General features: G+C 61.7%; 19 protein-coding genes. 11 read left to right on the top strand and 8 right to left on the bottom strand.

Going from position 1 to position 19,986, the window contains the following annotated elements:
* Positions 1-74: 74 nt before the first annotated feature.
* The 3 genes from accD to J1C49_RS10470 all read left to right on the top strand — a co-directional run bounded on the left by accD (position 75) and on the right by J1C49_RS10470 (position 3,254).
* On the top strand, positions 75-1,013 hold the full coding sequence (accD, locus tag J1C49_RS10460) for an acetyl-CoA carboxylase, carboxyltransferase subunit beta (protein ID WP_227445770.1): 939 nt from the start codon (positions 75-77) through the stop codon (positions 1,011-1,013).
* Positions 1,010-2,284: a folylpolyglutamate synthase/dihydrofolate synthase family protein gene (locus J1C49_RS10465; RefSeq protein WP_227445771.1), complete on the top strand. Its 1,275-nt coding sequence runs from the start codon at positions 1,010-1,012 to the stop codon at positions 2,282-2,284. Before accD ends, J1C49_RS10465 begins: the two co-directional genes overlap by 4 nt.
* Positions 2,285-2,468: 184 nt before the next feature.
* Positions 2,469-3,254 (top strand): LysM peptidoglycan-binding domain-containing protein, encoded by a 786-nt coding sequence (locus J1C49_RS10470; RefSeq protein ID WP_227445772.1) that lies wholly within the window; start codon positions 2,469-2,471, stop codon positions 3,252-3,254.
* Positions 3,255-3,393: 139 nt separating this feature from the next.
* Here J1C49_RS10470 and zapE read toward each other — a convergent pair whose 3' ends face one another.
* On the bottom strand, positions 3,394-4,479 hold the full coding sequence (zapE, locus tag J1C49_RS10475) for a cell division protein ZapE (protein ID WP_227445773.1): 1,086 nt from the start codon (positions 4,477-4,479) through the stop codon (positions 3,394-3,396).
* A 1,155-nt stretch (positions 4,480-5,634) separates the two neighbouring features.
* Here zapE and J1C49_RS10480 point away from each other — a divergent pair.
* Positions 5,635-6,876, top strand: a complete 1,242-nt coding sequence (locus J1C49_RS10480) for an MFS transporter (RefSeq protein WP_227445774.1) — start codon at positions 5,635-5,637, stop codon at positions 6,874-6,876.
* 66 nt (positions 6,877-6,942) lie between these two features.
* On the opposite strand, the gene mbfA is transcribed toward J1C49_RS10480, so the two are convergent.
* On the bottom strand, positions 6,943-7,917 hold the full coding sequence (mbfA, locus tag J1C49_RS10485; RefSeq protein ID WP_227445775.1) for an iron exporter MbfA: 975 nt from the start codon (positions 7,915-7,917) through the stop codon (positions 6,943-6,945).
* 154 nt (positions 7,918-8,071) lie between these two features.
* Between mbfA and J1C49_RS10490 the strand changes: the two genes are divergently transcribed.
* The 6 genes from J1C49_RS10490 to J1C49_RS10515 all read left to right on the top strand — a co-directional run bounded on the left by J1C49_RS10490 (position 8,072) and on the right by J1C49_RS10515 (position 12,010).
* Positions 8,072-8,260: a hypothetical protein gene (locus J1C49_RS10490; RefSeq protein WP_227445776.1), complete on the top strand. Its 189-nt coding sequence runs from the start codon at positions 8,072-8,074 to the stop codon at positions 8,258-8,260.
* A gap of 69 nt (positions 8,261-8,329) precedes the next feature.
* The gene (locus J1C49_RS10495; RefSeq protein ID WP_227445777.1) at positions 8,330-8,947 is read left to right on the top strand and encodes a TetR/AcrR family transcriptional regulator; all 618 of its coding nucleotides are present in this window, start codon (positions 8,330-8,332) and stop codon (positions 8,945-8,947) included.
* Positions 8,948-9,028: 81 nt separating this feature from the next.
* Positions 9,029-9,859 carry an S-formylglutathione hydrolase gene (gene fghA / locus J1C49_RS10500; RefSeq protein ID WP_227445778.1) on the top strand — a complete coding sequence of 277 codons (831 nt, stop codon included), beginning with the start codon at positions 9,029-9,031 and terminating at the stop codon, positions 9,857-9,859.
* Positions 9,856-10,314, top strand: coding sequence for a YaiI/YqxD family protein (locus tag J1C49_RS10505; RefSeq protein WP_227445779.1), 459 nt, complete (start codon positions 9,856-9,858; stop codon positions 10,312-10,314). Before fghA ends, J1C49_RS10505 begins: the two co-directional genes overlap by 4 nt.
* Positions 10,311-10,934, top strand: a complete 624-nt coding sequence (locus J1C49_RS10510) for an HAD family phosphatase (RefSeq protein ID WP_227445780.1) — start codon at positions 10,311-10,313, stop codon at positions 10,932-10,934. Before J1C49_RS10505 ends, J1C49_RS10510 begins: the two co-directional genes overlap by 4 nt.
* A 152-nt stretch (positions 10,935-11,086) precedes the next feature.
* Positions 11,087-12,010 (top strand): AEC family transporter, encoded by a 924-nt coding sequence (locus J1C49_RS10515; protein WP_227445781.1) that lies wholly within the window; start codon positions 11,087-11,089, stop codon positions 12,008-12,010.
* Between the two features lie 16 nt (positions 12,011-12,026).
* Here the strand turns inward: J1C49_RS10515 and J1C49_RS10520 are convergent, their stop codons facing one another.
* Positions 12,027-12,737, bottom strand: coding sequence for an NYN domain-containing protein (locus J1C49_RS10520; protein ID WP_227445782.1), 711 nt, complete (start codon positions 12,735-12,737; stop codon positions 12,027-12,029).
* Between the two features lie 136 nt (positions 12,738-12,873).
* Here J1C49_RS10520 and J1C49_RS10525 point away from each other — a divergent pair, with 136 nt between their 5' ends.
* Positions 12,874-13,713 (top strand): hypothetical protein, encoded by an 840-nt coding sequence (locus tag J1C49_RS10525; protein WP_227445783.1) that lies wholly within the window; start codon positions 12,874-12,876, stop codon positions 13,711-13,713.
* A gap of 72 nt (positions 13,714-13,785) precedes the next feature.
* Here the strand turns inward: J1C49_RS10525 and infB are convergent, their stop codons facing one another.
* From infB to J1C49_RS10550, 5 genes are all read right to left on the bottom strand, one after another.
* The gene (gene infB / locus J1C49_RS10530; protein WP_227445784.1) at positions 13,786-16,287 is read right to left on the bottom strand and encodes a translation initiation factor IF-2; all 2,502 of its coding nucleotides are present in this window, start codon (positions 16,285-16,287) and stop codon (positions 13,786-13,788) included.
* Positions 16,277-16,933, bottom strand: coding sequence for an RNA-binding protein (locus J1C49_RS10535; RefSeq protein WP_227445785.1), 657 nt, complete (start codon positions 16,931-16,933; stop codon positions 16,277-16,279). The genes infB and J1C49_RS10535 overlap by 11 nt, the downstream gene beginning before the upstream one ends.
* Before the next feature lie 6 nt (positions 16,934-16,939).
* Complete coding sequence (nusA, locus tag J1C49_RS10540; protein WP_227445786.1) at positions 16,940-18,574, bottom strand: transcription termination factor NusA; 1,635 nt, start codon at positions 18,572-18,574, stop codon at positions 16,940-16,942.
* Between the two features lie 3 nt (positions 18,575-18,577).
* Positions 18,578-19,168 (bottom strand): ribosome maturation factor RimP, encoded by a 591-nt coding sequence (gene rimP / locus J1C49_RS10545; RefSeq protein WP_227445787.1) that lies wholly within the window; start codon positions 19,166-19,168, stop codon positions 18,578-18,580.
* Between the two features lie 204 nt (positions 19,169-19,372).
* Complete coding sequence (locus J1C49_RS10550) at positions 19,373-19,978, bottom strand: HD domain-containing protein (RefSeq protein WP_227445788.1); 606 nt, start codon at positions 19,976-19,978, stop codon at positions 19,373-19,375.
* Positions 19,979-19,986: the final 8 nt, after the last annotated feature.

The following is a 19,986-nucleotide window of genomic DNA, read 5'->3' on the forward strand; positions in this document are numbered from 1 at the left end:
CCGCCTGCCTGATTGCAATTCCGCTTGGCCGCGCTTAAGTCTCCCGCAGCATCAACAGCCTCGGGCCGTTCCCCATGAACTGGATCACAAATTACGTCCGCCCCCGGATCAACTCGATCTTTTCGCGTCGTGAAACGCCGGAGAACCTGTGGTCGAAATGCGATGGTTGCGGCACGATGCTCTTCCACCGCGAGATCTCCGATAACCTCAATGTTTGCACGAACTGCAACCATCACATGCACATCACACCGCGCGACCGCTTTGCCGCGCTGTTTGACGGAGGGATCTTCAGCGAGGTCGCCGTGCCGGAACCGCTCTCCGATCCGCTTCAATTCCGCGATCAGAAACGCTATCCAGACCGGCTCAAAGCCGCCCAGAGAGACACGGGCGAGAAAGAGGCGATGCTGGTTGCGACCGGAGAGATCGGTCGCACGCCCATTGTCGCGGCCGCACAGGATTTCAGCTTCATGGCGGGGTCCATGGGGATGTATGTCGGCAACGCGATCATTGCCGCCGCCGAAGAGGCCGTGCGCCTTGGTCGGCCGCTGATCCTGTTTTCGGCCGCAGGCGGCGCGCGCATGCAGGAAGGCATCCTGAGCCTGATGCAAATGCCGCGCACAACCGTCGCGGTCCAGATGCTCAAGGAAGCGGGGCTTCCCTATATCGTCGTGCTGACCCACCCGACGACCGGCGGCGTAACCGCCTCTTACGCCATGCTGGGCGACATCCAGATTGCAGAACCCGAAGCCTTGATCTGTTTCGCCGGACCGCGCGTCATCGAACAGACGATCCGCGAGAAGCTGCCCGAAGGGTTCCAGCGCGCGGAATACCTGCTCGAACACGGCATGCTCGATCGCGTCACCGACCGCCGCGAGATGCGCAAAGAGCTGATCGTCATTACCCGCATGCTGATGCAGATGCCGCCACCCACATGGGGTGACCTGCCCCCGCCCGGTCCGGAAACGGTCAGCGGCTCTCCGGAACCGGCCACCCAAACCGATCGTTCCGGATGACCATGCGAAAATCCGACGCCATCCTCGAAGAGATGATGGCGCTGCATCCGAAATTCATGGATCTGACGCTGGATCGCATGTGGCGTCTGCTCGACAAGCTTGGCAACCCGCAGGACAAACTGCCGCCCGTCATCCATATTGCCGGAACCAATGGCAAGGGCTCGACCCTTGCGATGATCCGGGCCGGGCTGGAAGCCGCAGGCCATATCTGCCACGCATACACCTCGCCCCATCTCGCCCGGTTTCACGAGCGCATCCGGCTTGCGGGCGCGCTGATCAGCGAAGACGCGCTGGCGAAGGTTCTTGACGAATGCCGGCGGATCAACGGCGGCACGCCAATCACCTATTTCGAGATCACGACCTGCGCAGCGCTTTTGGCCATGTCTCGCGAACCAGCGGATTACATCCTGCTTGAGGTGGGGCTGGGTGGCCGGCTCGACGCCACCAATGTCATCGCCCGGCCTGCCGTGACTGTAATCACCCCCGTGTCCATGGACCACGAAGCCTATCTTGGTGATACGGTCGCAAAAATCGCCGCAGAGAAGGCCGGCATTATCAAGCGCGGCGTGCCATGCGTGGTGTCGCAACAGGCCGACATGGCGATGGAAGTCATCGAAGCCAAGGCCGACAGGCTCGGGGCCCCGCTGATCGCCAATGGCCAGCATTGGCACGTCTGGAAGGAACATGGGCGACTTGTCTTCCAGGATGAATACGGGCTGCGCGACTTGCCCCTGCCCGTGTTGCCCGGCGCCCATCAGATCCAGAATGCCGGCACCGCCATCGCCGCCCTGCGCGTTCTGGATGCCGGCGATGCGGCGTATGAAGGCGCGATGCGCGATGCGGTTTGGCCCGCACGCATGATGCGGCTCCGCGAAGGGGCGCTTGCAGAATTGGCCGGCAATGCCGAACTCTGGCTGGATGGCGGGCATAATCCAGCGGCAGGACAGGCAATTGCCGAACATCTTGCCACGCTTCCCGCGCGCCCCACCCACGCGATTTGCGGGATGCTGAACACCAAGGATGCGTCCGGCTTTCTGAAACCACTGTCCCGGGTCGCCGACAGCCTGACGGCGGTGGCAATCCCGGGCGAAGCAAACAGCCTGTCGGCAGAGGCACTGGCCGAAATGGCTGTCGAATCCGGGCACGACACGACAACCGCGTCATCCGTGCGTGACGCGCTGAGAAGGATCGTGGCTGAAGCCCCCGATGCGCGGATCCTGATTTGCGGCTCTCTTTATCTGGCGGGTGCGGTGCTGCGCGAGAACGGCTGACAGAGCAATCCCGGTCTGCGCGCGTCGATTCGTTCGACATATCTTGCGTTGTCGTGCGAACCGGTATGATTCGCCGCTAAATGTTGCCTCCAATACTAGATATTGACGCCCTTGCAGCGATTCGCCTATGATTCGGGTGCGTGGGGTCGGCCTGCCACCAGACCGCATGCAAGGGGGAGAAGCCATGACTGCGCGCCACAGCGACACGCGCCTGCCTTTTGAAACGCCCCCGACGCGTCGCAAACGCTCGCCCGCGCTTTTTCTAAGTCTGATCGGTCTGCTTACCGGATTTGGCGCGGTGTATTGGAGCCTTGAACATGGCAGCACGCTCGACGAGGGCGACATGGCCGCAGACCTCGTGGCACGCGGTGTTCAGATGCCGTTGACCGTGGCCACGCCAGAGCCCGCGGCGCTCCCCGAATTGGCCCGTGCCGTGCCCGTTGCTCCCGCAGCCCCGGAACGCCGCCCAGCCGCGCCCAGCCAGGCCGTTTCTGTATCTCTGCGCCCTCTTGCGCGCCCGGAGGCCTTGTTTGCTCCGGGATCGGCGTCTGTGCCAGAAACAGATCTCACACCCGCGCCCGTATCGGGGGCGCGCACCGCCCCCATCGCACCCGCGCCAGCAGCCATCGCTGAGGACAGCGCAGCGGACAGCCGCTCCGGGTTCGACCTTATGCGCCAGATGAGCTTTGGCATCGTCGGGAGTGACGCATCGGGCACGCAGGCACCTCCCCCGCCGGAACCCAACCGGCTTGCAGCCGCGCCCCCGGCCCAACCCATCCCGGAGACGATCGCGGCGCCGGAAGCGCCCGATAACCTCTACGTTGTGCAGGACGGGGACAGCCTGCATGGCATCGCCTTCAAGACATACGGCAGCATGGTCCGGTATCTCGACATTCTGGAGGCCAATGCGGATGTGATCACCCATCCCTCCGATCTCCGCGCCGGCATGGTGCTGACGATTCCCGATTAGAACGACAGGCAGAAGACGACCATAACGAGCAGCCTTGGGGCCCTTAGGGGCCCCATTTTTTTCGGTCCCAGCCAACGGCCGGGTGATGCCGACGGAGGCTGCCTGTGGTGCGAGCCAGTCCGCATGACGGACGCCAGTCTCACCCCGCCGATGCATCGTCTTTGGGTGCTTCGATCCAATCGACGCTTTGCATCTCGCGCAGGCGGCTGGCGGTTCTTTCGAACTCGAAACTCCCCGCACCTTCCACATAGAGCATTTCCGGCTGCGCCGCTGCCGACGCCACGAGTTTGACCCGCGCCTCGTAAAGCGCGTCGATCAGCGTGACAAAGCGCTTGGCCTCGTTGAAATTCCGGCGAGAGAGTTCGGGAATGTCGTCGATAAACAGCATCCGGACCGCTTCGGCCAGAGCCAGATAATCCGCCGGGCCAAGCGCCTTGCCGCACAGGTCATAGAATTTCGCGCGCGCCACGCCGTTGTGATAGCGCGGCAGCACAACCTCGCGCCCCTTCACGTGCAGGGTCAGCGTTTCCTGTTGGCCATGGGTCAGCTCCGTCCAAAGGGCGTCCATCGCCTGACGTGCCGCGGTATTGGCAGGCGTGAAATAAACCTCTGCCCCAGCCAATCTGTCCTGTCTGTGGTCGCGCGGGGATGCGAGTTCATGCACCACCATCCGTTCCTTTAGCAACGCGATGAACGGCAGGAAAAGCTGCCGGTTCAGCCCATCCTTGTAGAGATCATCGGGCACGCGGTTGGATGTTGTCACGACCACGCAACCGGCCTTGAACAACTGCTCGAACAGGCGCCCGACGATCATGGCGTCTGTGATATCGGTGATCTGCATCTCGTCAAAGGCAAGCACGCGCAGGGCATCGCTCACGGCCTTGGCAACCGGCTGGATGGGGTCTTCGATACCCTTGCTGCGCAGGCGGTGAATCTCGCTCTGGATCTCCTGCATGAAGGCGTGAAAATGCACTCGACGAGCCGGCACGGTCAAAGTCTCGACAAACAAATCCATAAGCATGGATTTTCCGCGCCCGACGCCGCCCCAGAGATAAAGCCCCTTGGGTGGCTCCGGGGCCTTGCGAAACAAGCCCCGCCGCGGTGGCGGCGCGGCCAGCGCCGCACGAATGCGTTCAAGCTCGGGGATCGCCGCCTCTTGCGCCGGATCCCGGACAAGGCGACCTTCTGCAACAAGCGCGTCGTAACGTTCGGACAAATTTGGCATGCCTTCGCATACCGCGCTTATCCCGACTTGAACAGAGGCCGAATGCCGGCCCATGTGTATCACGTGCGGGCGTGCCCGACCGGGGCTTCATATTTGCCGTCTCATTGGTCCTTGGACCGTGTCCCGGGTCAGGACTCATCAACACAGAACTGCCGGGGCGATGCAAAAACCCAACCGGGACCGGTCGCCGCATTGCTCCGAACAAGTCACAACGGGGCGCCGGTCTTTCGCCCGCGAGGCCCTCGTCTCGCTCGAAAGGCGTTCGCGTCACAAACTGGCGTCATCGTCAGATGGGTCGGTCCTCCGTCACGTGCAGCGATGCGTGCGTTGATGCAGCGTTTGCCCCCTCTTGAACCGGCTTGCGTGGCGTCCGTGTTTCGCCCTCAGCATGCTGGCAGGGGGCAGGCTGTCGGGCAAAGCCAGAGCATGTTTGGTAACGCGCGATCAGCCACCTTGGTCAAAGAGACACCCCTGTTTCCCGCATCCGTTGCAGACTGCGTGGTTGCTGGAAGCCATGGCAAAGACGATTGGCGCGCGTGTCGTCGCCCCGGGTTTCCAATGCCGGGGAAGACGCGCATCAAGGTCGGTATCGAGGAAATCGTGCGACGGCTTTTGTGTCGTTGCATGGGCGGCGCGCGTGACGTTGCATCCACTGTCCGGAGCAGGATCGTGCAGGGGTCCCGCGCCTTAGTGGACCGGTTTGTTTTTTGGGAGCAAAGACCCGTTTGGGGCCATCCGGGAGCAATCTGACGAGTCTTTGGGCTTGGGACCGACTTGTCAGGCATGATCCGCGATGGAGGATCGCTTGACCTCGGGGAGCCCGCGAAACCGACAGCCCTTTGGGCCAGTCTGTGGCCCCGTGGCCGGTGGGACAGAGAGCAAGCGCCCCAAATCAATGCCCCTACGCCACCGTCGTCCCGCAACCCGGGCGTTGCCCCGAACCGGTCAACCATCTTCGGCAGGCAGAAGCCACCGTTGCGTCAGGGGCAGGACTGTCGATCATCACGCCACCCGGTGCCGTTTGTGAACCACGCGCGCACCCGGAAGCCGCTCGCAACCGCTTGTCTCCCCTCCCCGTTGCAGCCATGGTATCGCCGCACCCGGTCTCCACATGGTCGCCCGGACGCGATCACGCTTTGCAGAACTGGAGCCACCTTGGTTCGAACGCCTTCTCTCTTTACGCCCGTTCTGATCGTTGGATGCCTGATCATCATCGTGTCCTTCGGGATCCGGGCCAGCTTTGGCCTGTTCCAGATTCCCATCGCCGAAGATCTCGGGTGGATGCGTGCGGATTTTTCCATCGCCATTGCCATCCAGAACCTCGCATGGGGCGTGGGCCAGCCGTTTTTTGGCGCGCTCGCAGAACGGATCGGCGACCGCAAGGCCCTGTTGCTTGGCGCGTTGCTCTATGTGATCGGTCTGCTTTTATCGGCAGAGGCCACAACCCCTTTCGCCATGCAACAGCTGTCCTGGCTGGTGGGTTTTGGCGTGGCGGGAACCGGCTTTGGCGTGATCCTTGCCATGGTCGCGCGCAGCAGTTCGGACGCCAATCGCTCCATGGCGCTGGCGATCACCACGGCCGCCGGCAGCGCCGGGCAGATCTTTGCCCCGCCCCTGACCGAAGCACTGCTTGCCGTGATGCCGTGGCAAAGCGTTTTTGTGGTCTTTGCCGGGATGGTCGCGGCTTCAATGCTGCTGCTCCCGGCAATGCGGGCACCAGGCCCGACAAGCGCAACCGAAATCCGCGAAGACTTTGGCGCAATGCTGTCTCGTGTGGCGCGAGATCCCAATTTCGGCCTGATCGCACTTGGCTTTTTCAGTTGCGGCTATCACGTGGCCTTCCTGACGGCGCATTTTCCGGCCTTCGTCACCGAACGCTGCGGCCCGGTGGCACCGGGCGGTTTGCTCGACAGCATCGGCATCACAACCACATCGGCGCTCGGTGCGCTGACAATTTCGGTGATCGGCCTGTTCAACATCGTGGGCACGCTTGCGGCCGGGTGGGCCGGCAACCGCGTCCCCAAGAAATACCTGTTGTCGAGCATCTATGCAGGGCGCGCGGTCGCATCGGTGATCTTCATCCTGACCCCGATGACACCGGAAACGGTTCTCGTCTTTGCAGCGGTGATGGGCATCCTCTGGCTTGCAACCGTACCGCTGACCTCGGGGCTGATCGCGCATATCTTTGGTCTGCGCCATCTCGGAACCCTGGTCGGTCTGGTGTTCCTGAGCCACCAGCTTGGCAGCTTCCTGGGGGTTTGGCTCGGCGGACGCCTGTATGATGTGACCGGGGATTATACCCTTGTCTGGTGGATCGGCATTGCCGTCGGGACGGTGAGCGCGCTTGTGCATCTTCCGATCGAGGAAAGACCCGCGCCCGTGCCGAACCCGGCATAGCCACAAAGGCGCAACCGGACAGTCTGGATGCCCGGTTGCCTCTCATGCGGTCGGGGAGCCTGCCACCTAGCCCGACCCGATGAGCACACCGGCTGCGAACACGAGCGCCCCGCCGAGCACGACCTGAAAGGCCGCGCGGAAGAAGGGTGTTTCCATGTAGCGGTTCTGGATCCACGCAATCGCCCAGAGTTCGATGAACACAACGATGATCGCAGTGATCGTCGCGGTCCAGAAGTCCGGGATCAGGTAGGGCAGGGCGTGCCCCAAACCGCCAACGGTCGTCATGATCCCGGAAGACAGCCCGCGCTTGATCGGGGAACCGCGGCCGGACAGTTGCCCGTCATCGGAAGCCGCTTCGGTGAAGCCCATGGAAATCCCCGCCCCGACGGACGCGGCAAGCCCGACGAGAAAGGTTGTCCAGGTATCCTGCGTCGCAAAGGCGGTGGCAAAGATCGGCGCGAGGGTCGACACCGAACCGTCCATCAACCCGGCAAGCCCCGGCTGCACCCAGGTGAGGATGAACCGGCGCTTTTCGACGGCATCCTCGGCCTCCCTTGCCTCTTGATCAAGATGCGTCTTTTCAAGGGACTGGGCCTTGATGTGATGTCCGGCTTCAGCGGCCGCAAGATCGCCAAGCAGTTTGCGCGTCGCGGCATCCTGCGTGGCCTGTGCTGCCAATGTATAGAAGCGCTCGGCATTGCTCTCCATGGTCGCGGCTTCCTCGCGGATCCGCTCCAGCGGAAGCGTATCGAGCAGCCAGACCGGTCGCCGCGCGTAAAAGCCTGCCACATGCTCCCGACGGATCAGCGGGATCACATCGCCGAACCGTGCCCGGTGCATCTCGATCAAGGCCGCGCGGTGCTGATCCTCTTCCTTGGCCATCCCCTCAAAAACCTTTGCGGTGTCGGGATAGCTCTCTCGCAACTTGTCCGCATAGCTCCGATAAATCCGCGCATCGTCTTCTTCGGAGGATATGGCCAGCGCGAGCACTTCCCTCTCGGACAAATCCTTGAAACGCCGTCTCTGGGTCAAAAACCGCATATCTCACCCCACCTTAGAATGATTCTAATTTATGGATCACCCGCCAAATTGCAATCCGGAAATGTGAACGATACAGTTCACTTTATGCATTGAACGCGCAACTGCCCTGCCTAAGTCTTCTGAACCGGTTAGTTCAGTTTGATAAGGATATCTCATGACAGTGTCCAAACCACTCTTCGTCGCAGCCCTGTCGGGTGTTTTGATGGCGTTGGCCATTTCCGGCGCGCAGGCGCTCCCGCATGGGTTTTTGTCTCCCGATCCGGCAATGCCCGCACCGCTACCCGAGCCGGACAGCACGCCTTTGGAGTGTCACCCCGACGCGGATGTTTCGCGATGCCCGTAGTCGCGGTTCGCTTGCTGAAAATGAACCGTTCGGTTTATGGTATGCAAGGCAAGACAGGCAGGGGACGGCATGGCAACTGACATGATGGCGGTGCGTAAGGGGCGCAAGTTCGACCAGGTTCTGGAAGGCGCGAGAGAGGTCTTCCTGCGCGACGGTTTCGAAGGCGCAAGTGTCGATGAAATCGCGCGCACGTCAGCCGTGTCCAAGGCCACGCTCTACAGCTATTTCCCCGACAAGCGGCTTCTGTTCATGGAGGTCGCCAAGGCCCAGTGCCAGCGACAGGCCGAAGAGGCGCTCGACACGCTCGACCCCAGCAAGCCGCTGGAGGAAACCCTGCGCTACGTGGCCACAAGCTTTCTCGGGTTCATCTTTTCGGACATGGGCCAACGCATCTTCCGAATTTGCGTGGCGGAGGCGGATCGCTTCCCGGATCTTGGGAGGGAATTCTATAAATCCGGGCCCATGACCATGCGCAGCGCCCTTGTCTCCTACCTTCGGGCCGCGCAGGATCGCAATGAAGTGGAGATCGACGATCTCAACCTCGCGGCCGACCAGTTCGCCGAGCTGTGCAAGGCCGATCTCTGGCCCAAGCTGATCTTTGGATTGCAAACGCGGTTCACCGATGCCGAAGTGACCCGCGTGGTGGACGGAGCGATCAAGACGTTCATGGCGCGTTACGGGCGTTAGGCCGGTCGTCACACCACCGCTCTGGCACAGACGCCCGCGACATGGCAGGGTGCGCGCAACAACGCCCGAGGGAGAACTTCCATGCAGACCGTGTCCGAAAACCGCGCCTTTGGCGGAACCCAAGGTGTCTATTCGCATCGCTCCGCATCCTGCGCCTGTGACATGACCTTTGGTCTCTATCTGCCGCCCGCGGCCTCGGACGGGCCGGTGCCCGTGCTGTGGTATCTGTCCGGGCTGACCTGCACGCATGAGAACGCCATGACGAAGGCCGGCGCGCAGACATGGGCGGCCGAAACCGGGATTGCCCTTTTCTTTCCCGATACCTCACCACGCGGCGAAGATGTGGCAGATGACGATGCCTATGACCTTGGACAGGGCGCGGGATTCTATGTCAACGCAACCGAGGCGCCTTGGGCGCCACATTTCAACATGTGGGATTACATTGCAGCGGATCTTCCCGCGCTGCTGGCCGATCACTTTCCCATCGATCTCGAACGGCAGGCGATCACCGGGCATTCCATGGGGGGCCACGGCGCCCTGACCTTGGCCATGGCCCATCCCGGCCGTTTCCGGTCCGTATCCGCTTTCGCGCCCATCGCCAACCCGACGGCGTCGGACTGGGGCCGGAAACAGCTCTCCGCCTATCTCGGCGATGATGAGGCGCGCTGGACCAAGCATGACTCCACGCTCCAGATGACGGCGGTCGGCTTTGACGGGCCGGTGCTGATCGATCAGGGCGGCGCAGATCAGTTCCTCGATCTGCTGCGGCCAGAAGCGCTTGCCCACGCAATCGCGGCGCGCCGTCAGCGCGCGCAGGTGAACATTCGCGCCGGGTATGACCACTCGTATTTCTTTGTCTCCACTTTCATGGAGCACCATGTCGCCTTTCACGCGGAGGCGCTCTACGCGTGACAACGCTCTATGTCGACGCCGATGCCTGCCCGGTAAAAGCCGAGGCGGAACGCGTGGCCACCCGCCACCGTGTCGCCATGAAACTGGTGGCCAATGGCGGCTTGCGGCCCTCACAGAATCCCTTTGTCGAAACCGTCATTGTGCCCGACGGACCAGACGTGGCCGATATGTGGATTGCGGAGCGCGCCGGACGCGGCGACGTGGTGGTGACCTCGGATATGCCGTTAGCGGCGAAATGCGTGGAGGCGGGAGCGCAGGTTCTTCGACATGACGGGTCTGAACTCACCGCGCGCAATATCGGGCAACAGCTGGCGATGCGTGACCTGATGTCGGATTTGCGGGCCGCGGACCCGTTTCGGCAAGGCTCCGGCCGGAGCTTTTCAAAATCGGACCGATCCCGCTTCCTCAACGCCTTGGAAACCGCTTTGCGCCGGGCTGCGAAGGAAACGCCATGACCAGACCTGCCGCCGTGATCTTCGATATCGGAAATGTGCTGATCGAATGGCAACCGGAACGGTTCTATGACGCGGAGATTGGCGCGGAGCGCCGGCGCGCGATGTTTGCAGAGGTGGACCTGCATGGCATGAACGATGAAATCGACCGCGGCGGCGATTTCCGCGATGTCATCTATGCCACGGCGGAGCGTTATCCGCACTGGCGCCGCGAAATCCGCATGTGGCATGACCGCTGGCTGGAGCTTGCCAGCCCCGCCATCGAACGGTCTGTGAGGCTCAAGGCGGCATTGCGCGCCAAGGGCATCCCGGTTTTTGCGCTGACCAATTTCGGTATCGGCACCTGGGCCATTGCCACGCCCCGCTATCCGTTTCTGAACGCGTTCGACAAGCACTACATCTCCGGTGCATTGCAGGTCATCAAGCCGGACGCGGAGATCTATGCAGCGGTCGAGCGCGATTGCGGGTTGGCCCCGGAAACCCTGCTTTTTACCGATGACCGGGTGGACAATATACGCGCTGCACAGGCTCGCGGGTGGCAGACCCACCTCTTCGATGGACCGGAGGGCTGGGCTGCGTGTCTTGTGGGGCATGGTCTGCTCGACGAGCGCGAAGCACTGTAGAGATCAACGGCCAAAGGCCCGCCGCAAGGGTTCTTTACTGCTCAAAACTCACGGGATTGTTTCAAGGCATCCGCCGCCTCAATTGAACGCACGGCTATAGGCAGCAAAGCATAGGGAATTGACGCCCGTGGCGTTCCTGTTATCCCCGTGTCATGATCGAGGTGTTCCTGAAAACCTTGCCCTTTTTCGGGCTTATCGGCCTCGGCTATGGCGCGGGGCGCACCGGGTTTTTTACTGAAGACGCGACCGCCTGGCTGACCAAGTTCGTTTTCTACTTTGCCCTGTCGGCGATGCTCTTCCGGTTCTCCGCGAACCTCTCCTTGACCGAAATCTTCGATGCACGTCTGGCCATGGCCTATCTCTGGGGCACGGCTTTTGTGTATGGCGTGGCCATGGCGGTGGCCTTTTTGCGCGGACTTGACACCCCCACCGCGGCCATAGAGGCGCAATGCGCCGCGATCGGGAACACCGGCTTTCTCGGTGTGCCCATGCTGGCCTTGCTTCTCGGTCAGGAAGCGATTGGGCCGATTATTCTGATCCTCGCCATTGACCTGATCGTGTTTTCCTCGTTGCTGGTCATCCTCGTGACCGGATCGCGTGGAGATGGGGGCGCGCGGCGGGTGTTACCAACGGTGGGCATGGGCTTACTCAAGAACCCAATGATCGTCTCCATCACGCTTGGGCTTTTTGTTTCGGCGCTCAGCCTGCCAATTCCGGCGGTCGCCAACGAATTCCTGACCATTCTGGGGAATGCCGCCACACCCTGTGCCCTGTTTGCGATTGGCGCATCGCTGGCCTCCAAATCCGCCGAGCGCCTTGCCGTTGCGGGATGGCTGAGCCTGTGCAAACTGGTGTTGCACCCGCTGTTCGTGGGGGTCGCGGCCTTCGGATTTTTCGCTGCGGATCCCTACAAGGCGGCCGTGGCTGTCTCCGCTGCGGCGTTGCCCGTGGCAGGGAACGTCTTCATCCTCGCGCAGCATTATGGCATCGCGCCTGCGCGGGTCTCAGCCTCGATCCTGATCTCCACCGCAATTTCCGTTGTCACGGTCAGCGTGGTGATCTCACTGGTCTCGTGATGCCGGCCAAGCCCGGTTAGTCGCGGCGGCGCACCAGGAGCTGATTGGTGCTTTCCGCCTTGCGCGTTTCGAAAACCTTGAGCTCCGCCACCAGATCGGACAGCTTGCGCTTGCCATAGGTCCGGGTGTCGAAATCGGGATCCGTTGTGGTCAGATACTGACCAATCTGACCAAGGCGATACCATTCATCATCCTGCTCGATCCCGTCCATGGCCTTGAAGATCAGGTCACGGACAGCGTTGAGATCACCGATCTTCGGTTTGGACTTGGTCGCCTGCCCGCTCTCTGGCGCGTTTTCGAGGTTTTCGAGAAAGATGAACCGCTTGCATGCCTTACGGAACGCATCCGGCGTCTTTTTCATCCCCATGCCAAACACGTCCAGCCCTTGTTCCCGTATGCGGCTGGCGAGGCGCGTGAAATCGCTGTCGGAACTCACAAGGACAAAACCGTCGAAGCGGTTGGAATGCATCAGGTCCATCGCATCGATGACCAGCGCAATATCGGAGGCGTTCTTGCCGACGGTGTTGGCCGGCTGGTGATGCGGAACGAGCCCGAACTCTGCCTGCACCTTCGACCATCCCGCCATCTGCTGTGAGGAGAAATCACCATAACACCGACGGACGCTGGCCTCACCAAGCGACGCAATTTCGTCAAACAGGGCTTTGGTGTATTTCGGCGAAGTGTTGTCGGCGTCAATCAACACCGCAAGAAGATTGGCTTTGGCCACGCTGCCGTCCTTATGTTCGGAACCCCTGGCTCCTGACTACGCGGTCTGCGCAGTTTTTGCGAGGGGGCGTATGAAAATCAATGGATTTTCGAGAGGCGGCGGATAGGGTTTCGGTATTGAAGAAAAGGAGAGTTCCGTGGGCTATTCGGAACAATTGCCAATTGAAGCCGGCTTTTCAGACGTTTTTGCCGCGAAGATCGCGCCACAGATGGACGATCTGGAAGCCAAGCGGGCCAAGATGAGCCGCACGGGATGGATTCTGTTCTTTTTGCCAGTCGCCGGGTCGATCCCGCTCGCCTATTTGATGCTCGAAATCGCGGAAACCGAGGTTGGAGGGTATATCGCCGGTGCGCTGATGCTTGCGGGTGGAGTGGGTTTGGGCTGGTTTCTGCGCTCCATGCGCGATGTGAAGCTGGATAAGGAAGTCGCCGCCGCGATCATGCCGGTGGTTTGCGATTTCCTTGGCAGAACACAATACGACAAGTCGGCTCGCGCTGGATTTGCGACATCCCTTCTTCGCGACGCGGGCATGGTGCCGCGGTTTGACAAGGCGCGCTACGAAGATCTGATCGATGGCCATCATCGCGACGTGCGCTATTCGATTGTCGAAGCGCTTCTGAGCAAGGAAGTCTCCCAGTATATCAATGGCGAGACTCGGGTGCAGTTGGAGACCGTCTTTTCCGGCGTGCTTATCCGGATCGTGCGACCGAGGGCGGAAGATGGAAGCGTTCTGCCGATTGAAGACCGCAGTTCCGTCTATGACGCAGCCGCGGGCGTTTCTCACGTGGTGATCACCGATCAATACGTTCTGATGGCGCAGGACCGGACCGATAATTTTCTGCAGCTGGCTTCGTTCGACGACGGCATCGACGGCTTGGAAACCGCGCTGCACAAGCTGTTTTCCGACCTACAGAGGCTACACAACACCATTGACGCGATACTCGGTCCCGAAGCAGAGCCGATGCCGCGAGACTGACCCCAAGCGCAGGACAAGAAAAAAGGCGCGACAAGTGCCGCGCCTTTGATGCTGTCTCAAGGGGCTTGAGCCTTAGTCGAGCTTCCGCTCAACCTCTTCGCGCTCGAAGATTTCGATCACATCCTTCGGACGGATGTCATCATAGTTCTCGAACGCCATGCCGCATTCCTGACCGGATTGCACTTCGGCAACCTCATCCTTGAAGCGCTTCAAGGTCTTCAGCGTGCCTTCGTGGATCACGACGTTGTCGCGCAGCAGGCGCACACCGGCGGACCGACGCGCCACACCTTCGGTGACAAGACAGCCCGCAACCTTGCCGACACCGGAAACCTTGAAGACTTCCTTGATCTCGGCATAGCCGATGAAGGTTTCGCGAACCTCCGCAGACAAGAGGCCGGAGGCCGCCGCCTTCACGTCGTCCACAAGATCGTAAATCACGCTGTAGTAGCGGATCTCGACGCCCTTCTGGTTGGCCACGTTCCGCGCAGATGCATTGGCACGGACGTTGAAACCGATCACCGGCGCGCCGGACGCTTCCGCAAGGCCCACATCCGTTTCCGTGATCGCACCCACACCGGAATGCAACACGCGCACGCGCACCTCATCGTTGCCGACCTTTTCAAGCGCCTGAACAATCGCTTCGCTCGACCCCTGCACGTCGGCTTTTACCAGAACCGGCAGTTCGGAAACGTTCTCGTCGTCCTTGGCCTTCTGCATGAGCTGTTCAAGGGTGGTAGCGGCACCGGCAGCGGCGCGCTTCTCCTTGGCGACATTGGCTCGGTATTCCGCAATCTCGCGCGCCTGCGCCTCGGTCTCCGTCACGTTGAGCACGTCGCCGGCTTCCGGCGTTCCGTTGAGGCCAAGCACCTCGACAGGCACCGACGGGCCAGCTTCCTTGATGCGCTCACCCTTGTCGTTGATCAACGCGCGGACCTTGCCGTACTGCTCGCCCACGACAAAGATATCCCCCTGTCGCAGAGTGCCGTTCTGAACAAGAACCGTGGCCACCGGGCCGCGCCCGACATCAAGTTGCGCTTCGATCACCGCACCTTGTGCCGCGCGGTCCGGGTTTGCCTTGAGTTCGAGGATCTCGGCCTGAAGCGCGATGGCTTCGAGCAGTTGATCAAGCCCCTGTCCGGAAATAGCAGACACTTCGACGTCCTGCACGTCGCCCGACATCTCTTCGACGATCACTTCGTGCTGGAGAAGGTCGGTGCGCACCTTTGTCGGGTTTGCTTCCGGTTTGTCGATCTTGTTGATCGCCACGATCATCGGCACCTCGGCCGCCTTTGCGTGATTGATCGCCTCGACCGTCTGCGGCATCACGGCGTCATCGGCCGCGACAACCAGAACAACTATATCGGTCACCTGCGCACCGCGGGAGCGCATGGATGTAAACGCGGCGTGGCCGGGCGTATCGAGGAACGACAAGATCGCACCGCTGTCGGTTATGACCTGATAGGCCCCGATATGCTGCGTGATTCCCCCGGCTTCGCCGGCTGTCACCTTGGCATCGCGAATCGCGTCGAGCAGCGATGTCTTGCCGTGGTCGACATGCCCCATGATCGTGATCACGGGAGGCCGCGGCTTGAGATCGGCCTCGTCATCGACGATTTCCTTGATGACGTCTTCGACATCGGCATCGGAAACACGCGTCACGGTATGCCCGAATTCCTCGATGATGAGTTCGGCGGTATCCTGATCAATCGTCTGGTTCTGCGTTGCCATGATGCCGTTGTTCATCAGCGCCTTGACAACATCGCCGACCTTTTCGGTCATTCGGTTGGCCAGTTCGGCCACGGTAATGGCCTCTGGCAGCTTCACCTCACGCACGACCTTTTCGCGCTGCTGCGTGCCGCCCATGGCTTTCTGACGCGCGCGCTCCTGCTTGCGCTTCATGGCCGCCATGGATTTCTGACGTCCACCGCCGGCACCCAATGCCTGGTTCAGGGTCAACTTGCCCGAACGGCGACCGCCATCATCGCGACCCTTGCCGCGGGTGTTGCGGTCGTTGTCACGGTCCGTCTTGCGCGGTGCGCTGGACGGCTTAGCACCACCGCCGCCACGCTCTTCGCGCGCCTGCGGCGCCGGAGCGGGTTCCGCGGCGCGCTTGGCCGCTTCCGCGGCCTCCCGTGCCTTGCGTTCCTCTTCCTCTGCCTTCGCCTTGAGGCGCTCTTCGGCTTCGCGCTGCTCGCGCTCCTTGGCTTCCTTTTCCGCACGCTGCCGCGCCCGCTCTTCGGCACGGGCCTTTTCCTCGGCTTCACGCCGGGCGGCCTCTTCGGCTTCGCGGGCCTTGGCAGCCTGAAGCGCCTTGAGGCGGCGCTCCATCTCAGCATCGGAAATCCCGGCGGGACGCTTCGCGCCGCCAAGCGGCGCCTTCGGCGCGCCGGCGCTCGAAGCGCTGCCTGCGCCCGGCTTGACCCCGGGGGCCGCCGGTTTGGGCACCACAACGCGCTTGCGTTTGGTTTCCACCACGACGTTCTTGGTCCGTCCGTGGCTGAAGCTTTGCTTCACGTTTCCGGAACGAGCGCCACCGCGCAAACCCAATGTCTTCTTGCCGTCGTTATCGCTCATTAAGCTTCTTCATCCTTTCGGGGCGACCCCTGTCGCCACTTGCCGCATCGGCATGTCCGATGCGCAATCCCTTCAATCTTTGGGCTTCCTCTACAACACGCGGCGCAAGACCGCCAGCACGAAGCGCTGCATGTATCGCAGATTGTCGACCAAAGGCCATGCCAAGCTCATCTGCCGTGAGCCAGCCGATATACGATCCGCCATAGGGCGTGCTGAGTTTCGACTTTCCGCGCGCCGATCCATCTTCGGCCTGGATCAGGATCTCGGCCTCTTCCTTGGAGAGCCAGTCCTTCACCTTCTCGTAACCGGAAACCGCATCCCCGGATTTCCGTGCGAGGCTGATCAGATCGACCACCCGACGCACAACCATTCGTTCCACCAGATCGCTCAACCCGTCCGGAACGCTTGTCTGCGTCTTGAACCCGCGGGAAAACAATTTTTTGGCGGCCGCGCGGTCCAGCGCCGCGCGATCAGGAACGACATATAGTCCACGGCCCGGCAATTTTCCAGTCACATCCGGAACCGCCGTGGCGTCGGGGCCAAGCACGAAGCGGATCAGGCGGGACTTGGGAAGCTCCTGCCCGGTTGCGATACAGGTTCGAAACGGTCCCTCCGACCGGTCTTTGTGTGCGCCGCCCCGACCCATACCGCTTTACGCCTCTGCTTCGGCGTCGGCGCCATCAGCAGCGGCCGCTTCGGCCTCGGCCGCCGCTTGCTCCGCCGCCAGCTCGTCAGGATCGACCCATCCGAGCATCACCCGTGCGGTCATCACCATGTTCTGCGCTTCGTCGAGCGACACGTCGAACTTTTCGAGAAGCCCATCGTCCTTCACTCGCTGACCGTCGACGCTCGTCCAGCCACCAGCCAATTCCCAATCCGCGCATGTCGCGAAGTCTTCGAGCGTCTTCACGCCATCCTCGGCCAATGCCTCGACCATCTGCGGGCTCAGCCCGTCAAAGCCAATCAGATCGTCCTGCGCCCCAAGCTCGCGCGCGCGGGCAAGCGCGCGTTGCGCCTGCTCTTCGAGCACGTCGCGGGCCCGCGCCTGAAGCTCGTTGGCCGTATCCTCGTCGACACCGTCGATGACAAGCAGCTCGTCCACTTCGACATAGGCCACTTCTTCGAGGTTCGAGAACCCTTCGGAGACCAGAAGCTGTGCGAAGAACTCATCAAGATCGAGCGCCGCCATGAAGAGCTGCGTGCGCTCTTCGAATTCCTTCTGGCGGCGGGCCGATTCTTCTTCCTCGGTCATGATGTCGATATCCAGACCGGTGAGCTGCGACGCCAGACGCACGTTCTGACCGCGGCGGCCGATGGCGAGCGAAAGCTGCTCGTCCGGGACGACAACCTCGATTCGCTCCGCATCCTCATCGAGAACAACCTTGGCGACCTCTGCGGGCTGCAACGCGTTCACAAGGAAGGTCGGCATGTCCTCGTTCCACGGGATGATGTCAATCTTCTCGCCCTGAAGCTCGTTGACAACCGCCTGCACACGGCTGCCGCGCATACCGACGCAAGCCCCGACCGGGTCGATGGAGCCGTCATAGGAGATCACGCCGATCTTGGCGCGGCTGCCGGGGTCGCGGGCCACTGCCTTGATCTCGATGATGCCATCGTAGATCTCCGGCACTTCCATCTTGAACAGCTCGGCCATGAATTCCGGTGCGGTGCGCGACAGGAAGATCTGCGGTCCGCGTGCTTCACGGCGCACATCCTTGATGTAGCATCGGATCCGGTCGCCCGGCCGGTAGGCTTCGCGGCCGATCTTTTCGTTGCGGCGCAGGATCGCCTCGCCACGGCCCACGTCAACGATGACGTTGCCGTATTCTTCGCGCTTGACGGTGCCGTTGATGATGGTCCCGGCGCGATCCTTGAATTCTTCGTACTGGCGGTCGCGCTCCGCTTCGCGCACCTTCTGCAGGATGACTTGCTTGGCGCTCTGCGCCGCGATCCGTCCCAGCTCGACGGGCGGAACCTCCTCGACGTAGGTATCCCCGATCTGCGGGTTTTCGAGATACTGCTTGGCGGTCTCGACCGTCATCTCGGCCTGGTAGTTCTCAAGCTCTTCCTCTTCCACCACGGTGCGCACACGGGTGAAGGTGGCCCGGCCGGTCTTGCGGTCGATGCTCACACGAATGTCCATCTCTGCGCCGTAACGCGACTTGGCGGCGCGGGCGAGGCTTTCTTCCATCGCTTCGACGACCAAAGAGGGGTCGATCATCTTTTCGCGGGCCACGGCCTCTGCGGTCTGAAGCAGCTCAAGCTGATTGGCTGAGGTAATCGCCATGGGTTATTTCTCCTCCTGCGCGCCGCTCTCATCGGTCGCGATTTCGTCGAATTTTGTCTCGTCAAGATTCGCGGGCGCCGTGCCCGCAGCCTTGCGTGCCTTGAGCATCTCGCGCACCAGCTCGTCAGTCATCACAAGCTTCGCATCGGTCAGCCAGTCGAAGGCGAGGCCAATGGTACCTTCCTGAACATTGAGCAGCACTTCGTTGCCCTCGATCCCGGCCAGCACACCACGAAAGCGTTTGCGGCCATCGATCATCTCCTGGGTTTCAAGCTTGGCCTCGTATCCCTCATAGGTGTCGAAGTCCTGCAGCCGCGTCAAAGGACGATCGATCCCGGGGCTGGACACTTCGAGCGTATAAGCATCGAGCAGAGGATCCTCGACATCGAGCACCGCGCTGACACCGTTGGAGATCTCGGCGCATTGGTCCACGTCGATACCACCATCAGGGCGCTCCGCCATGATCTGCAAAGTCGGCGTTTCGCCGGACATCAGCCGCAGGCGCACGAGTTCGAACCCCATGTCTTCGATCACGGGGGTCACGATCTCGGCCAGTCGCTTGTCCATGCTGGTCTTGGCGATCATGTCGCTCATCGGTCTTGTCTCTCCTTGGCCGTGCCGCGGCGATGTCATGCCCCTGCCGCGGGGCGCCCCATCGTCCGCCATGGCCCGGGCACAAAAAAACGGGCCGCGCGGCCCGTTATCGTCGATCCGGTGGGGCCGGGTTTGGACCCCGGCACGCCGCTGTTGAAGGCCATATACGCACTGAACGGCGAGTCGGCAAGAGGCTTGACCAACTCAACGGCCCAGCGCAGAGACAAACCCCTCGCGGATGACTGCCGGATCGTAAGCCTTGCGGGCAAAGACCGCGCGCAGGACCGGCTCGAAATGCTCAAGTGGCAACGTGTCGTAGTCCGGATCGAAAGAAGCCTGGTCCCATCGCTCGCAGAACGCCGCGCAGCTCTCGAAACAGGGGTGATCGCGAAAGCGGTCACGCGCATTTTCGTCCCATCCGTAGTGCTTGGCATAATAGAGCATCTGGAAGATCCCGTGATGCTCGACCACCCAGGCCACATCCCAGCGCACGAAGGGCCGGATCACTTCCGCAGAGAACCTGTCATGATTCTGGGGCGCCAGACCATCGCCGATATCATGCAGCAAGGCGCCGACAACCCAATCCTCATCAGCGCCATCCCGCTGGGCTCGCGTGGCCGATTGCAACCCGTGCTGCAACCGTGTGATCCGGTACCCATCCAAGCTCGCCGCGCCCTGACGGCGCAGCTCGGCAAGCACGCGATCAGCGGTCTGGGCGAGGTAAGGCTTCTCCAACCGGTCCAGCAGCGCGTAATCGTCACGCGTGCCGTCTTTCATCTGCGTGAATGAAACCGTGGTCCCGTTGCTCATGGCGCGCC

It is taken from the genome of Cognatishimia sp. F0-27, assembly GCF_020667845.1.
Lineage (GTDB): Bacteria > Pseudomonadota > Alphaproteobacteria > Rhodobacterales > Rhodobacteraceae > JAFMPQ01.

Bases quoted from the DNA above. Each gene is read 5' to 3' on its own strand.
- rimP (WP_227445787.1), bottom strand. From the start codon at position 19,168: ATGAGCGACATGATCGCCAAGACCAGCATGGACAAGCGACTGGCCGAG.
- J1C49_RS10510 (WP_227445780.1), top strand. From the start codon at position 10,311: ATGACCAGACCTGCCGCCGTGATCTTCGATATCGGAAATGTGCTGATC.
- J1C49_RS10550 (WP_227445788.1), bottom strand. From the start codon at position 19,978: ATGAGCAACGGGACCACGGTTTCATTCACGCAGATGAAAGACGGCACG.
- J1C49_RS10495 (WP_227445777.1), top strand. From the start codon at position 8,330: ATGGCAACTGACATGATGGCGGTGCGTAAGGGGCGCAAGTTCGACCAG.
- J1C49_RS10490 (WP_227445776.1), top strand. From the start codon at position 8,072: ATGACAGTGTCCAAACCACTCTTCGTCGCAGCCCTGTCGGGTGTTTTG.
- J1C49_RS10465 (WP_227445771.1), top strand. From the start codon at position 1,010: ATGACCATGCGAAAATCCGACGCCATCCTCGAAGAGATGATGGCGCTG.
- zapE (WP_227445773.1), bottom strand. From the start codon at position 4,479: ATGCCAAATTTGTCCGAACGTTACGACGCGCTTGTTGCAGAAGGTCGC.
- J1C49_RS10515 (WP_227445781.1), top strand. From the start codon at position 11,087: ATGATCGAGGTGTTCCTGAAAACCTTGCCCTTTTTCGGGCTTATCGGC.
- nusA (WP_227445786.1), bottom strand. From the start codon at position 18,574: ATGGCGATTACCTCAGCCAATCAGCTTGAGCTGCTTCAGACCGCAGAG.
- infB (WP_227445784.1), bottom strand. From the start codon at position 16,287: ATGAGCGATAACGACGGCAAGAAGACATTGGGTTTGCGCGGTGGCGCT.
- J1C49_RS10470 (WP_227445772.1), top strand. From the start codon at position 2,469: ATGACTGCGCGCCACAGCGACACGCGCCTGCCTTTTGAAACGCCCCCG.
- J1C49_RS10535 (WP_227445785.1), bottom strand. From the start codon at position 16,933: ATGGGTCGGGGCGGCGCACACAAAGACCGGTCGGAGGGACCGTTTCGA.
- fghA (WP_227445778.1), top strand. From the start codon at position 9,029: ATGCAGACCGTGTCCGAAAACCGCGCCTTTGGCGGAACCCAAGGTGTC.
- mbfA (WP_227445775.1), bottom strand. From the start codon at position 7,917: ATGCGGTTTTTGACCCAGAGACGGCGTTTCAAGGATTTGTCCGAGAGG.
- accD (WP_227445770.1), top strand. From the start codon at position 75: ATGAACTGGATCACAAATTACGTCCGCCCCCGGATCAACTCGATCTTT.